The 13,616-nt window shown below is 66.4% G+C and carries 15 protein-coding genes; 8 read left to right on the top strand and 7 right to left on the bottom strand.

What is annotated here, in order from left to right:
- Window positions 1-42: 42 nt before the first annotated feature.
- The 3 genes from IBJ06_RS10395 to IBJ06_RS10385 all read left to right on the top strand — a co-directional run bounded on the left by IBJ06_RS10395 (window position 43) and on the right by IBJ06_RS10385 (window position 1,844).
- On the top strand, window positions 43-351 hold the full coding sequence (locus IBJ06_RS10395) for an antibiotic biosynthesis monooxygenase (protein WP_292159972.1): 309 nt from the start codon (window positions 43-45) through the stop codon (window positions 349-351).
- Between the two features lie 170 nt (window positions 352-521).
- Window positions 522-971, top strand: coding sequence for a hypothetical protein (locus tag IBJ06_RS10390; RefSeq protein WP_292159970.1), 450 nt, complete (start codon window positions 522-524; stop codon window positions 969-971).
- Window positions 972-1,538: 567 nt separating this feature from the next.
- Entirely contained in the window at window positions 1,539-1,844 is a 306-nt protein-coding gene (locus tag IBJ06_RS10385) for a hypothetical protein (protein ID WP_292159969.1), read from the top strand.
- Window positions 1,845-1,917: 73 nt separating this feature from the next.
- Here the strand turns inward: IBJ06_RS10385 and rlmJ are convergent, their stop codons facing one another.
- Both rlmJ and IBJ06_RS10375 read right to left on the bottom strand, forming a co-directional pair.
- Window positions 1,918-2,742, bottom strand: a complete 825-nt coding sequence (gene rlmJ, locus IBJ06_RS10380) for a 23S rRNA (adenine(2030)-N(6))-methyltransferase RlmJ (RefSeq protein WP_292159966.1) — start codon at window positions 2,740-2,742, stop codon at window positions 1,918-1,920.
- A 64-nt stretch (window positions 2,743-2,806) separates the two neighbouring features.
- The gene (locus IBJ06_RS10375) at window positions 2,807-3,295 is read right to left on the bottom strand and encodes a surface-adhesin E family protein (RefSeq protein WP_292159964.1); all 489 of its coding nucleotides are present in this window, start codon (window positions 3,293-3,295) and stop codon (window positions 2,807-2,809) included.
- 105 nt (window positions 3,296-3,400) lie between these two features.
- On the opposite strand from IBJ06_RS10375, the gene IBJ06_RS10370 reads away from it, so the two are divergent.
- Both IBJ06_RS10370 and IBJ06_RS10365 read left to right on the top strand, forming a co-directional pair.
- On the top strand, window positions 3,401-4,468 hold the full coding sequence (locus tag IBJ06_RS10370; protein WP_365812506.1) for a DNA topoisomerase IB: 1,068 nt from the start codon (window positions 3,401-3,403) through the stop codon (window positions 4,466-4,468).
- 83 nt (window positions 4,469-4,551) lie between these two features.
- Window positions 4,552-4,950, top strand: coding sequence for a hypothetical protein (locus tag IBJ06_RS10365; protein WP_292159961.1), 399 nt, complete (start codon window positions 4,552-4,554; stop codon window positions 4,948-4,950).
- Here the strand turns inward: IBJ06_RS10365 and tdh are convergent, their stop codons facing one another.
- The 3 genes from tdh to IBJ06_RS10350 all read right to left on the bottom strand — a co-directional run bounded on the left by tdh (window position 4,951) and on the right by IBJ06_RS10350 (window position 8,138).
- Window positions 4,951-5,991 carry an L-threonine 3-dehydrogenase gene (tdh, locus tag IBJ06_RS10360; protein ID WP_365812562.1) on the bottom strand — a complete coding sequence of 347 codons (1,041 nt, stop codon included), beginning with the start codon at window positions 5,989-5,991 and terminating at the stop codon, window positions 4,951-4,953.
- Window positions 5,992-5,999: 8 nt separating this feature from the next.
- A complete protein-coding gene (locus IBJ06_RS10355) occupies window positions 6,000-7,190 on the bottom strand; it encodes a glycine C-acetyltransferase (protein WP_292159957.1) in 1,191 nt (396 codons plus the stop codon).
- Window positions 7,191-7,253: 63 nt separating this feature from the next.
- Window positions 7,254-8,138, bottom strand: coding sequence for a DUF4232 domain-containing protein (locus tag IBJ06_RS10350; protein ID WP_292159956.1), 885 nt, complete (start codon window positions 8,136-8,138; stop codon window positions 7,254-7,256).
- A 132-nt stretch (window positions 8,139-8,270) separates the two neighbouring features.
- Between IBJ06_RS10350 and IBJ06_RS10345 the strand changes: the two genes are divergently transcribed.
- The 3 genes from IBJ06_RS10345 to IBJ06_RS10335 all read left to right on the top strand — a co-directional run bounded on the left by IBJ06_RS10345 (window position 8,271) and on the right by IBJ06_RS10335 (window position 11,988).
- Window positions 8,271-9,344 carry an extracellular solute-binding protein gene (locus IBJ06_RS10345; RefSeq protein ID WP_292159954.1) on the top strand — a complete coding sequence of 358 codons (1,074 nt, stop codon included), beginning with the start codon at window positions 8,271-8,273 and terminating at the stop codon, window positions 9,342-9,344.
- Between the two features lie 71 nt (window positions 9,345-9,415).
- Window positions 9,416-10,954 carry an iron ABC transporter permease gene (locus IBJ06_RS10340; protein WP_292160178.1) on the top strand — a complete coding sequence of 513 codons (1,539 nt, stop codon included), beginning with the start codon at window positions 9,416-9,418 and terminating at the stop codon, window positions 10,952-10,954.
- A complete protein-coding gene (locus IBJ06_RS10335) occupies window positions 10,951-11,988 on the top strand; it encodes an ABC transporter ATP-binding protein (protein ID WP_292159952.1) in 1,038 nt (345 codons plus the stop codon). The genes IBJ06_RS10340 and IBJ06_RS10335 overlap by 4 nt, the downstream gene beginning before the upstream one ends.
- 13 nt (window positions 11,989-12,001) lie before the next feature.
- Here IBJ06_RS10335 and IBJ06_RS10330 read toward each other — a convergent pair whose 3' ends face one another.
- Window positions 12,002-12,892 carry an SDR family NAD(P)-dependent oxidoreductase gene (locus IBJ06_RS10330; RefSeq protein ID WP_292159949.1) on the bottom strand — a complete coding sequence of 297 codons (891 nt, stop codon included), beginning with the start codon at window positions 12,890-12,892 and terminating at the stop codon, window positions 12,002-12,004.
- A gap of 44 nt (window positions 12,893-12,936) precedes the next feature.
- On the bottom strand, window positions 12,937-13,569 hold the full coding sequence (locus IBJ06_RS10325) for a TetR/AcrR family transcriptional regulator (RefSeq protein WP_292160176.1): 633 nt from the start codon (window positions 13,567-13,569) through the stop codon (window positions 12,937-12,939).
- Window positions 13,570-13,616: the final 47 nt, after the last annotated feature.

Genomic DNA, 13,616 nt, shown 5'->3' with positions numbered 1-13,616 from the left:
CCGGGGCACGACTTGGTAAGGGGGATGGGCTATGGGACGGCCATGTCCGACGCCGATTCCGACACTGTCGTCCTGATCAACGTCTACAAGTGCGACCCTGCGAAACAGGATGCGCTGATGGAGGCGCTGACCGTCATGGTCGGGCGTCAGCGCGGGCTGGACGGCTTCGTTTCCGCGACCCTGCATCGGGGCGTGAACGGCAAGGTCTGTGCGGTGCATGGCGTCTGGGCCAGCCGCGAGGACTGGAAGGCCATGACCCGCGATCCAGCCATCGTCGAGGCCATGAGCCCGATCATGAATCTCGCGACCTTTGAGCCCAATCTGTACGAACCGGGCGAGATGTTCGACTGAGGCCGTGTACTCGTAAGTAAAGCGCGATGCCCCAAAAAGGCGGACTCGCGGAATGTCCGCTGAGGGTGGAAAGCGGACAGTGCGTAGCGACTTCAGCATGAGGGCTAGTGCGAGCATCTCCCTTCAAGCAATATGGGGGCGTTAAACGCGGGGGGGGGGGGGGGGTGAGCATGTCGGTCAACGTCTGGGCCATAGAGGACAGCGGGTCGAGTGAACGCCTGGGTTTGTCGGCCCTGCGCCATGGCGTTGATCCAGCAGTCACCATGGCGTTTCAGATCGGGTTCGTGATTGCTTGCATCACCTTGGTGATCGTCGTGATCGACCTTGTGATGAGAGGCCGCCTGCGAAAGACGAGCTTGGCTTCCACCTATTTTCTCACCTGCATCTCTCCCGTCATTGCGGTCTTTGCCGCATCGACAGGCACGCTTAACCAATGGGGCATGATCGGTCATCAGCCCATCCCGCTCTCGCACTTGGTCGTCATCAATGGCGGCTTCGCATTCATGGAGGGCAGCTTGTTAACGGGCCTTGGCGTTGTGCTGATTTTAATTCTCAAGCTCGATGACGCTTGGCGAGGTCGAAAGGCGACCAGACCCGATACGGATGCCATGCCCGGCTGAAGAGACGTCCGCAATGGGTCGAGAGCGGACTGTCACCTCGAGATGGAAGGCGGACTCTCGTAGGCTGCAGGTGGCGACCTCGAGGAGGCCTGAGACGCCTCAGGAAGCGTCGGAGGACAGCGTAAAAAGCAGCCCGAATGCTGCCCATGCCCTCACTCTCTAGTTCGATTTTTTTTTGCGCCAAAGAGCTTGGAAAGGGCTACGACTACGGCGACAATGTTCACAACGGGAACCAGCCAGAGTAGCCCGAACCATCGACTTTTTCCGATGCGGTGAAATACCTCCGCCAAGAGAAATGCGGGCAGGATCACCCCGCCAAATAGTATCATCAGCTGCATTGGGCCGTAGCTCATCTGCCCCTTCTCCAAAATACGCGCATCATGGCAACGCCAGCGTCCGCTAAGGCTATACCACGCGTCTTGACGCTGATGTTGTAGACACGACCCGCTGAAACCCCTCCGGCAACAGCTAACATCCGCAATGGGTCTAGAGCCGACCTTCGCCCAAGTTCGGAAAGCGGACGTTGCAAACCATTGACCACCTCCAAAACGCAAGGGAAGGTAGCTCATGGAAGACCCTGCCAAACGCAACGCCTTCTTGGACCGACTGTTCGGAGGACCGCCAACTGGCGATGATCTCGCAAGGCACTTGGCCACTCGCCCTCCGCCATGGGCGCGCAACGCTATATCGGCCCTTTACGTACTGATCCTCGTATTGATTTCAGCGGGTTACTTAGGTTTGATCGACGACCTGCCGCTTGTTGGTCCGTGGCTGGCGCGAGAACGAGTGTTCGTCATTGCGGGCTGCCTTGCGGTGATCATTGCGCTGGATTGGTATTTCAAGCGGCGAGCTGAAACGGGACGGACGCCTTAGCCGTAGTGTCCCCTAAGGGTCGAGAGCGGTCATTGACTTGCTGCTTGCAAGCGGACCCGCAGCAACGGCGATTTTATGGGGAGGCCCACCAGACCTCGGCGCGGGCGCCGGTGTCACCAAGGGTCTCCGCGACCCAGCCGCACACTTGCTGCGCCACGGCCTCTGCCCCCTCGGGCGGGTTGAGCATGACGAGGGTGCAGCCGTTCATCTTCATCGGATTGGTGAGGGGCCGCAGGCGCGCCTCGGCCACCAGCACACGGCTGGCGCCCGCTCCGGCCAGACGCCGCAGGAAGCCGTCGAAGGTCTCCATGTCCTTGAGCGGGGTCCAGATGGCGACCGTCGCGGTCGGGTCGCGCCGGACCACCGCCGCCGCCGCGTCGGCCGCGCGTTGATAGTCATCAGCCTGTTCGAACGGCGGATCGATCAGCACCAGCGGGCCGCGCAGGTTCGCGGTCGCCCCGGCCAGCGCCTCATAACCGTCCCCGGCCCGGCCCTCGGCCGCCGGGTAATCTGCCAGCGCCTGTTCCAGAAGTTCGACCACCGGTGGGTTCATCTCAAAGCCAAGGTAGGCGTCACCCTCGCCCAGCCTGCGGGCGACCAGCTGAGGCGAGCCCGGATAGAAGCGCACACCGCCGTCGGGGTTGAGGGCCGTGACCTCCTCGGCCAGAGCCTTGATCGCGAGGGGCAGGGTGTCACTGGCCATCAGCCGGGCCACCCCCGCCTCAGCCTCTCGCGAGCGTACCGCGTCGCCGGTCAGGTCGTACAGACCGGCCCCCGCATGGGTGTCGATGACGGTCAGCGGCCCCCGGGCCCGCATCCGGTCGACCAGCCACAGCAGCAGGGCATGCTTGACCAGATCGGCGAAGTTTCCGGCGTGAAAGCTGTGGCGGTAGTTCATGCCCGCTCGTCCCCCCGTACGACGCCCGGGTCAAGAGGAACCGGGCATCCGGACGGTCGCGCCATCAGGATCCATCGTCGGCGTCGTGAACGACGCCGTAGAAGATGAAGGCCGCGTCAGCCAGGCTTGGGAAGTGCGTTTCAGAAGGCAGGACGTTTTCGCATGACAGGGCCCGCACCCGATCAAGATCGGAGCCGTCCGCCAGTGTTGCCCAGTCCTGATCGCCGTCAAATCGTTCGATGGCGGTCTGGGTGAAGTTAAAAAAGCTGAACTGGATCGGCCTGAACAGGCGAGTTGCGCAATCGAACTCGACTCTGGTCGTCATGCCCTGCACCCAGTCGTAGCCTCGTCCGGAGGTCTTTTCGAACGCCATCGGCGTCCGGAAAATGACGTGGTAGGTCATCTGCGACCTGCCGTCGCGCCAGCGCAAACTGTCCCTTTCAGCCAACACGAGGCCCGAGTCACCGGCTGAGACCATATAAAGCGACTGGGCGTGGGCAGGGCTTGCTGCCGCCAGGACTACAGCCAGGGTTCCAAGCAAAATTCTGAACATCCCGGTCCCCCCGTGTCGCCCGGCCGAGACGGCCCATGCACAGCTTACCGCTGATCGGACCCAGGCCGTCAAGTCGGCGTGCGAGCCGCAGCGTCAAGAGGAACCGTGCGGCGCGTGACCGCGTTGCCGATCCGCCATGACCCCGTATGCGCCGCGATGACGGCCTCCCCCCTGTCCGAGACGGACACCGACCTGCCCCCCGGCCTGTGCTGGTGCAGCGACGAACAGAGAGGCTTCTCGCGCCGCCGCGCGGGCAAGGGGTTCGCCTATCTTGATCGCGACGGTCAGGTGATCCGCGATGCGAAGGTGCGGGCACGCATCAACGCCCTGGCCATTCCGCCGGCCTGGACGGAGGTGTGGATCTGTCCACGCGCCAACGGCCACATCCAGGCGATCGGTCGCGATGCCAAGGGGCGCAAGCAGTACCGCTATCATCCCGACTGGAGCCGCCACGCGTCGGAGTCCAAATTCGACCGGCTGTCGGCCTTTGCCCGCGCCCTGCCCCGGCTGCGCGACCGGGTCGAGGCCGATCTGAACAAGCGGGGGCCATGCCGCGACAAGGTGCTGGCCACCGTCGTGCGGCTGCTGGAACTGACACTGATCCGGGTCGGCAATGTCCGCTATGCCCGTCAGAACAGGTCCTATGGGCTGACCACGCTGAACAAGCGGCACCTGGAGGTGGACGGGGCCTCGCTGACCTTCGCCTTTCGCGGCAAGAGCGGCCAGAGCCATGAGGTGTCGGTGCGCGACCGGCGACTGGCGCGGGTCATCCGCAGCCTGCGCGAGTTGCCCGGCCAGCCGGTGTTCCAGTACCGCGACCCGGAGGGCGGCCTGGCCACCGTGACGTCTGATGCGGTCAATGCCTATATCCGCGAGGCGATGGGCGAGGACTTTTCGGCCAAGGACTTTCGCACCTGGGCCGGGACGCTGTCAGCCGCGCGCGTGCTGCGGGAGGTCGAGCCGGCCACCTCGCCGACCGATGCCCGGCGCAAGATCGTCGCCTGTTGCCGGACGGTCGCGGGCCTGCTGGGTAATACGCCGACGGTGTGCCGGTCGTCCTACATCCACCCGACCGTACTGGAGGCGTTCGAGGACGGCCGCCTGGCCGAGGCCCTGCCCGGGCCGGACGCCAAATCCTTTGAACCGCGGCTGATCCGGATGCTGGCCCAATAGGGCCACAATGCTGACCCCCTATTCACTTGAGCATCGCGCGGAACAGCGGTTTACGGGCGCCTCCTGTCGGAGGGAACCTGAAAATGAAACTGTCCAATCTGTTCCTGCGTCTGGCCGTGCTGTTCGTCCTGACGGGCGTGGGGCTTGGCTACTGGATGGGCATGACCCACCAGTTCCTGCTGTCGCCCGTCCACGCCCACATCAACCTGCTCGGCTGGGTGTCGATGTTCCTGTACGGCCTGTTCTATCGGGTCGCGCCCGAGGCGGCCTCGGGATGGCTGCCCAAGGCCCACGCCGCCCTGGCCGTCCTGGGCCTGCCGGTCATGATGATCGGCCTGACGATCCAGCTTTTGGCCGTACCGTCGCTGATGGCGCTGGTGCCGCCGATGATGATCGCCGGGCCGACGATGGTGGTGCTGGGCATGGTCGCCTTTGCCGCCGTGGTGTTCCGGGCGACCGGCGGGCGGCCCGTGGCCGCCTGATCAGGCGGCCCTTGACCAGTCGAGCACGACCTTGCCGGACTTGCCCGACTTCATGACCTCAAAGCCGTCGCGGTACTGATCGTAGGCCAGCTGGTGGGTGATGAGCGGCTGAAGGTCGAGCCCCGCCTTCAGCAGGCCCAGCATCTTGCGCCAGGTGGTGAACATCTCGCGGCCATACACGCCCTTGATGGTCAGGGCCTTGAGGATGATGGCGCCCCAGTCGGTTTCCATGGGCTTCGACGGAATACCCAGCAGGGCCAGGCCACCGCCCATGATCAGGGTGTCGACGCACTGTTTGAAGGCCACCGGGCTGCCCGACATTTCGAGGGCGACGTCGAAGCCGACCTTCATACCCAGCTCGGGGATGACGTCGCGCAGGTCCTCGTTGAGGGTGTTTACAGTGCGGACGCCCGGCGCGACCTTTTGCGCCAGCTCGAGGCGGAAGTCGTTGATGTCGGTCAGCACGACGGTGCGCGCCCCGGCGTGGCGGGCGACGGCGGCGGCCATGATGCCGATGGGTCCGGCGCCGGTGACCAGCACATCCTCGCCCAGCAGGTCGAACTGCTGCGCCGTGTGCACGGCATTGCCGAAGGGATCGAGGATCGAGCCGATCTCGTAGGGGACGTCATCCGGCAACTCGATCACGTTGAAGGCCGGGGCCACGACATATTCCGCGAACGCGCCCTGACGGTTCACGCCAATGCCGCGGGTGGCGGGATCGAGGTGGAAATGGCCGGCGCGGGCCGCTTCCGAGTTGAGATCGATGACGTGACCCTCGGCCGAGACGCGCTGGCCGATCTTGAGCGGACGGTCGACATCCTTGCCGATGAAGACGATCTCGCCCGAGAACTCGTGGCCGGTGATCATCGGGACGGGCACATTCTTTTGCGACCACTCGTCCCAGTTCCAGATGTGGATGTCGGTGCCGCAGACGGCGGTCTTGTGGACCTTGATCAGCACATCCTCGGGACCGGCCTCGGGGATGGGGGCGTCGATCAGCTCCAGCCCTTCGGCGGGCTTCATCTTGGCCAGGGCCTTCATGGTGTCGGTCATTTGATCACTCCCAATTCCTTGCCGGCTGTTCTGAACGCTTCAACGGTCTGGTCGATCTGATCGAAGGTGTGGGCGGCGGACATCTGGGTCCGGATACGGGCCTGGCCACGCGGCACCACTGGGAAGCTGAAGCCGATGACGTAGACGCCCAGCTCCAGCATGCGGGCGGCCATGTCCTGGGCGAGGCGGGCGTCGCCCAGCATCACCGGAATGATCGGATGCTCGCCGGGCAGCAGGTCGAATCCGGCCTCGGTCATGGCCGCGCGATAGCGGGCCGCATTGGCAAACAGCTGTTTCCTGAGGGCGTCGCCCTCCTCCCCCGCGGCGATACGGATGGCCTCGAGCGAGGAACCACAGACAGCGGGGCTGAGCGCATTGGAGAACAGATAGGGCCGGGCCCGCTGCTTCAGCAGGGCCACCACCGGCGCGGTCGCGCAGATGAAGCCGCCCATGGCCCCGCCCAGCGCCTTGCCGAAGGTGCCGGTGACGAAGTCGACCTTGACCCCGCAGTGGGCATAGGAGCCGCGCCCTTTCGGGCCCATGAAGCCGGTCGCGTGGCAGTCATCCACCATGATGAGGGCGTCGTAGCGGTCGGCCAGCGCCCGGATTTCGGCCAGCTTGGCGACATAGCCGTCCATGGAGAAGGCACCATCGGTGGCGATGATGATGTCACGCGCGCCGTCGGCCCGGGCCTGCTTCAGCTGGGCCTCCAGATCGTCCATGTCCGAGTTGGCAAAGCGGTAGCGCCTGGCCTTGCACAGGCGGACGCCATCAATGATTGATGCGTGGTTCAGGCTGTCCGAGACGATGGCGTCCTCCGCCCCGAACAGCGGCTCGAAGATGCCGCCGTTGGCGTCAAAGGCGGCGGCGAACAGGATGGTGTCCTCAAAGCCGAGATAGTCGGCGATGGCGCGCTCCAGCTCCTTGTGGATTTCCAGCGTGCCGCAGATGAAGCGGACCGAGGCAGTGCCCGCGCCCCAGCGTTCCTGGGCCCGGATGCCGGCCTGGACGACGCGCTCGTCCCCCGCCAGACCCAGATAGTTGTTGGCGCAGAAGTTCAGCACCTTCTTGCCCGCCACCTCGATCACGGGCCCCTGTCGCGAGGCGATGACCCGTTCGGGCTTGGTCAGGCCCTGGGCGTCGATGTCCGCCAGTTCGGCGGCGATGCGGTCGTGGAAGCTCGTCATGGGCGCTCCGCTAGACGGTTTTGACGGCGGCATAAAGCCCTGCCCGATGTCACGGCTTCGGCATCAGCTCCCGGTGGACATTTCAGCGGTGGCGCGCACCGGCCCGACCTTGATGCGGCCGCCGCAGATGGTCATCCGCGTTTCCTGCGTCAGGGGGGCGGTGTCGCCGGGTGCCGTAACCCTGAGGCCGCGGGTCTCGGGACACCGCGTCTCACCTTCGCTCTCGTGGGGCACGACCGTCCAGCCGATGTCGAAATACGCCCTGGCCCCCGCGGCCAGCTCGACCGGTCGCAGCGGGCGCTCCGGATCCCCCCGCATCCAGGGGTCGGCACGCACACTGACCACGGGACGCCCTTCCTCATTCATCAAGGTCACGCCCGGGTAGCCCGTGATGCTGCACGTCTCGGTCCCGGCATTGCGGAGCGAGACCACCATTCCCCGGTTGCCCGCCCCGGCATCCGAACTTTCGATCTCGAGCGCCAGTTGCGGACCCGCGCAGGCGGGTGCCCGGGCCAGGCTAGGCGGGGTGGTGGCGGGCGTCAGGGGCTGTCCCTTGCGCACACAGCGCTCCAGCTCGACGCCCTGGGGCCGGCCTTCCGCGTCCAGACGGCTGAGGCGGCCTTCCTCGCGCCCGTCCCGGGTGGCAGACCACCATTCCAGGTCCTCGCCGGCATAGCGGGCCCCGCTGCCGGAGGTCACCGGACGCAGGCGGTAGGACCTGCCCTCATAGGTCAGGGCGGCCGTGCGGTCCTTTCCGTAAACGACCGAGAGGCTTTCTCCGCTGGCGCAGTCGTAGGCGATCGCCACGCCGCTGACTGGCGCCTCGCTGGAATCGGGGGCTTCGACGGGATCCGGCGGGTCGCGTTGTTCCGGGGAACAGGCGGCCACAAGCGACAGGCCGCAGACGACGTTCCAGAGGCCGGCATTCCGGCACATCTTCATGATCATGACGTCCACCCTCCTGATACAGCGTCACTATAGCGCACCGGAAGCCTTTACGGTTTCCACAATCGGACCCGCGATCTTGTTGCGAAACATTCTCAATCACGTTAGGACGGCAGCACATTTCAGGAGAGTTCGATGCCGAAGCCCCTTGCCTCTGTCCGCGCCCTGGTCGGCGCCTTCGCCCTTGGCCTGCTGGTCGCCGCCTGTGGTCAGCCCGAGTCCGGGACCGAAACCGGGGGGACGCCGCCTGCCGACGCGGGCGTGGTCAATCTTTATACCGCGCGCCACTATGACAGCGACCTGCGGCTTTATGAGCGTTTCACCGAACTGACCGGCATTCGCGTCAACCGGATCGAAGGCAATGCCGACACCCTGATCGCCCGCATGCGCACCGAGGGTGACGCCAGCCCCGCCGATGTGTTCGTCTCGGCCGACGCCGGGGCCCTTTGGCGGGCACAGGAGGCCGGCCTGTTCCAGCCCGCCAATTCGACCGTCCTGCAGGACGCGATTCCCGCCAATCTGCGCGAGCCGGACGGCCACTGGTACGGCTTCAGCCGCAGGGCCCGCATTGTAGCCTACGATGCGGCCAAGGTGCGTCCGGAAGAGGTTGACACCTATGAGGAACTGGCCTCGCCCCGCTTCCGCGGCAAGCTGTGCGTCCGACCGGCCGACCATGTCTATAACCTGTCGCTGGTGGCGGCCCTGCTTGAGGCATGGGGTCCTGAAAAGACCGAACAATGGGTGCGCGGCATCGTCGCCAACCTGGCCCGCCAGCCGGAAGGCGGCGACCGGGACCAGATTCGGGCCGTGGGCGCGGGCATCTGCGAGATCGCCATCACCAACAGCTATTATTACATCCGACTGGCGTCGGGCGAGGACGCGGGCGACCGCGAGATCACCTCGCGCGTCAAGCTGGCCTTCCCGTCGCTGGACGGACGCGGGGCCCATGTGAACATCTCGGGCGGGGGCGTCGCGGCTCATGCGCCGAACTATGACAATGCGGTCAAGCTGCTGGAATTCCTGGCCTCGCCCGAAGCCCAGACCATGGTGTCGGAACACAACAATGAGTACCCGGCCAGCCCGTCGGTGACGGTGCCCGCACCGGTCAGCGCATATGCGCCGTTCGAGGCCCACCCGATGTCGGTCGCCCGCTATGGGGCCCGGCAGGCCGAGGCCCAGGCCCTGATGAGCCGGGCGGGCTGGCGATAGGCCCGACCCCTGCCCCGACCAGACTGAAGGCCCGCTCCGGTTTCCGGGGCGGGCTTTCGCCTTTGGTGTGGATGGGCCTTGGCGCGGCGCTGGTCGCCATTCTGCCCCTTATCGGCGTTGTGGCGACGGCGCTTGGGGACGGCCAGGCGGACATCGCCCTGTCGGACCTGACCCGCTATGCCCTGACCTCGGTCGCCCTGTCGGCGCAGGTCGCGGTGCTGACGGCGGTTCTTGGCGTGACGGCGGCGTGGCTGGTGGTGGGCCATGACTTTCCGGGGCGACGCTGGCTGAGCTGGGCACTGGCCCTGCCGCTGGCCGCCCCGGCCTTTGCCCTGGCCTATGGCTATGCCGATCTGTTCGACGCGGCCGGCGACCTGCGCATCTGGATGCGGGGCACGCTGTGCTTCGACATGCCGTTCGAGATGCGCAGTCTTGGCGGGGCGGGCCTGATCCTGTCGCTGGCCTTTTACCCCTATGTCTATCTGGCCATGCGGGCGGCGCTGCTGAACCAGTCGTCGCAAGCGGTCGAGGCCGCGCGTATGCTGGGGGCCTCGCCGCTGCGGGCCTTTCTGACCGTGGCCCTGCCGATGGCGCGGCCGGCCCTGGCCGCCGGTGTGGCGCTGGCGGTGATGGAGACCCTGGCCGACTACGGCGCGGTGCAGTTTCTGGGGGTGCAGACCCTGACCACCGGCGTGGTGCGGGCCTGGTTCGTGTTCGGCTCGGTCGAGGCCGCCGCCCGGATCGCCCTGCCCCTGCTGGCCTTTGCCGCCGTACTGATGTGGATCGAGCGCATGGGCCGCTCGGGCGCGGATCACGACAGCGGACGGGGGCGCTGGCGCCCCCTCAGCCTTCACCGACTGTCTCCCTTCAAGGCCGCGCTGGCGACCGGGTTCTGCCTGATGCTGGTCGGTCTGGGCCTCGTTCTGCCGCTGGGCTGGATGGCGCACAAGATGATCGGGATCACGCCCGAGTGGCCGCGTCTGCTCGATGCCGCGCGATACAGCGTCAGTCTGGCGGTGATCGCCGCGCTAGTGACGGTCGCCCTTGCGGCCTTGCTCGCCCTTGGATCGACGCGACATCCGCTGGCGGCGCGCATCGCCAGCCTCGGCTATGCAACACCCGGTGCCGTCATGGCCATCGGCCTGTTGATCCCCGCCGCCGTCCTGTGGCGGCTGGTGCCCGGATCGGTTGGGGGCTTCGGGCTGGGTATCGCCCTGTTGATCTATGCCTATGCGGCCCGGCTGATGGCGGCGGCCTTCGAGCCGATCGAAGCGGGGCTGACCCGGGTCACGCCGTCGGTGGTGCAGGCCTCACGCATGCTGGGCCGCTCCGAGACGGGCACCGCCTGGGCCGTCCAGTTGCCGTTGGCGCGCGGAACCCTGTTTACCGCTGCCCTGGTCGTGTTCGTCGATGTGATGAAGGAACTGCCCGCCACCTTGATGCTGCGTCCGTTCAACGTCGACACGCTGGCGGTGATGGCCGACAACTATGCGCGGGACGAGCGGCTGGCCAATGCCGGCTGGCCGACCCTGCTGCTCGTTCTGCTGGCCCTGCCCGCCGTGCTGTGGTTGACCCGCAAGATCAGCGCCTCGCGCCCCGGAGAGCCATGACCGACCGCCCCACACTGACCGCCACTGGACTCGCTCGCCGCTACGGGCGGGATGCCGGGGTGCACGGCGTCGACCTGAGGCTGGTACCCGGACAGGTGACGGCCCTGCTGGGTCCGTCGGGCAGCGGCAAGAGCACACTGTTGCGCCTGATCGCCGGGCTGGAGCGACCGGATGCCGGTGAAATTCGCCTGGGCGAGACGCTGCTGTCCCGGCCCGGACACATGGTTGCGCCCGAACATCGCGGCATCGGCCTGATGTTTCAGGAACATGCCCTGTTTCCGCACAAGACGGTGCTGGGCAATGTCACCTTTGGCCTGAAACACATGCCCCGGGCCGAGGCGCGGGACCGGGCGCTGACCCTGCTGCGATCACTGAAGCTGGAGGACCGGGCGAAGGCCTGGCCCTCGACCCTGTCGGGCGGCGAACAGCAACGGGTGGCGCTGGCCCGGGCGCTGGCGCGCGAGCCCGCCGTACTGCTGATGGATGAGCCGTTTTCCGGGCTGGACGCCTCACTCCGGGCCCAGGTGCGCGATGCCCTGACCCCGGCGCTGCGGGCTGCGGGCGCGGCGGTGCTGATCGTCACCCATGATGCCGAGGATGCCCTGGCCATGGCGGACCATCTGGTGCTGCTGGATCAGGGCAAGGTGCTACAGGCCGGGACACCCGAGGATTGCTATCTGCGACCCGTGTCGCTGGCCGCCGCGCACATGCTGGGGCCGGTCGAAGCCTTGCCGGCCCGCGCCGACGGCCAGACGGTTACGACGCCGTTGGGACGGTTCGCAAAACCAGATGGCGAGGCCACTGACTGGCAGTTGTTGGTGCGGTCCGGCGATGTCCGGCTGGCGGATCAGGGCGTGACGGCGACCGTGGTGGCCCGGCGCTTTGCGGGGCATACCAACGCCGTCACGGTTGAGATTGCCGGGCCGGACGGAGATCAGCGCCTGACCGTCAGCCACGCCGGGCCCATACCCGCAGAGGGCCAGTCCGTGTCGCTGGTGCTGGACGCCGACCGCGCCGTGGTCGTCGCAGCCTGACGGCTGAGCGGGGTCATGAGTCCACGAGCACCCGGCCATGTCGCTCGGCGCTGGCCACCTCGCGTTCGGCCTGGGTGAAGCCGTATTCGGGGACGATGGCGCCCGTGTCGTCCGAAACCTGGTCCCAAACCTCCAGCAGGCGCTCGCCTGCGTCCGGCCCGCCGCCGATGAACTGGCCGGGCGTCAGGGTCACATAGGACCGGGCGAAATGGCCGGCACCGGCGCAGACGATGGCGCGGCTCGGGGCATCGTCGACGACCAGGGGCAGCAGGGCCGGGCTGACCAGCGCGGGATCCAGCTGCTTCAGGCTGGCCTCGGACAGCACGCCTTCGGTCATGCCGGTTGCGGCGGTCGGGGCCAGGCAATTGATGCGGATGCCGTATTTCTGGCCCTCAATGGCCAGCGTCTGCATCAGGCCGACCAGGGCCATCTTGGCGGCGCCATAGTTGGCCTGACCGAAATTCCCGAACAACCCGGACGAAGAGGTGGTCATCACGATGCGGCCGAAGGCCTGCTCGCGCATCACGCCCCAGACCGCCTTGGAGCAGATGGCCGCGCCCATCAGGTGCACATCGACGACCAGCCGGAAGTCGGCCATGTCCATCTTTGCGAAGCTCTTGTCACGCAGGATGCCGGCGTTGTTGATCAGGATGTCGATGCGCCCCCATTCGGCCAGCGTCCGCTCGACCATGGCCTGAACCGCAGCTTCATCGGTGACCGAGGCGCCCACGCCGAAGGCCTCGCCGCCCGCTGCAGTGATCTCGGCCGCCACAGCCTCGGCAGCCTCTGCATTCATGTCATTGACCACGACGCGGGCCCCCTGACGCGCGAGGAATAGGGCATGCTGGCGGCCCAGCCCTCCACCGGCCCCGGTGACAATCGCGATTCGTCCGTTGAGTCGCATGCGCTACTCCCCCGTCTTGAGATGATGAAACCGTGGTGAGGCGCCTAGTCGGCGCTGTTGGTCCTGGGCTTGCAGATCGACATGAAGCCCGAGGCCATGAAGGTCGCCATGCGGTCCTTGATGGCGTCAAAGTCGTCGGCATCGCACAGGCCGCCCGACAGGCGGTTGATGCGCCCGGTCCGCGCCAGGGTCAGCATCAGCGCCCCGGTGACGAAGTGGTAGCCCCAGAAGATATCTTCCTCGGCACAGTCCGGCAGGGCCTTTTTCAGCAGTTCGATCAGCCGCATGACCACCGGGTCAAAGTGCAGGTCGAACAGTTCCGCCCCGTAGGGGGTGTTGGACACCTGCGCGCCGAGCGCCCCGTAGTTCTTCCAGTTCTCGCCGCCCTGGCCGTAAAGGTCTAGGTCGGTATCGAGGAAGGCCCGGAGCGCGCCCTCGACCGTCGGCTTGCCGCCTGTCGCGGCGTCATAGTCGTTGAGGGCCTGCATCCGCAGGGTGCTGGTGACGCCGGCGCGCCGCGCGATGACGTCGTCGAACAGCTTCTTTTTGTCGGTGAAATAGTAGTTCAGCAGGGTGTGGTGAACGCCGACCCGTTTGGCCACATCCTTCAACGTCACCCCGTACAGGCCATGGATCGAGAACAGATACTCGGCCGCGTCGAGGATCTGCTCCATCATGTCGGCGCGCTGTTCGACCTTGGTGCGACGGCGGCGCTTGGCGGCGA

The sequence above is a fragment of the Brevundimonas sp. genome (assembly GCF_016742135.1).
GTDB lineage: Bacteria > Pseudomonadota > Alphaproteobacteria > Caulobacterales > Caulobacteraceae > Brevundimonas.
The sequence above is the reverse complement of the archived record's forward strand: the minus strand, read 5'-3'. Positions and strand labels throughout refer to the sequence as shown.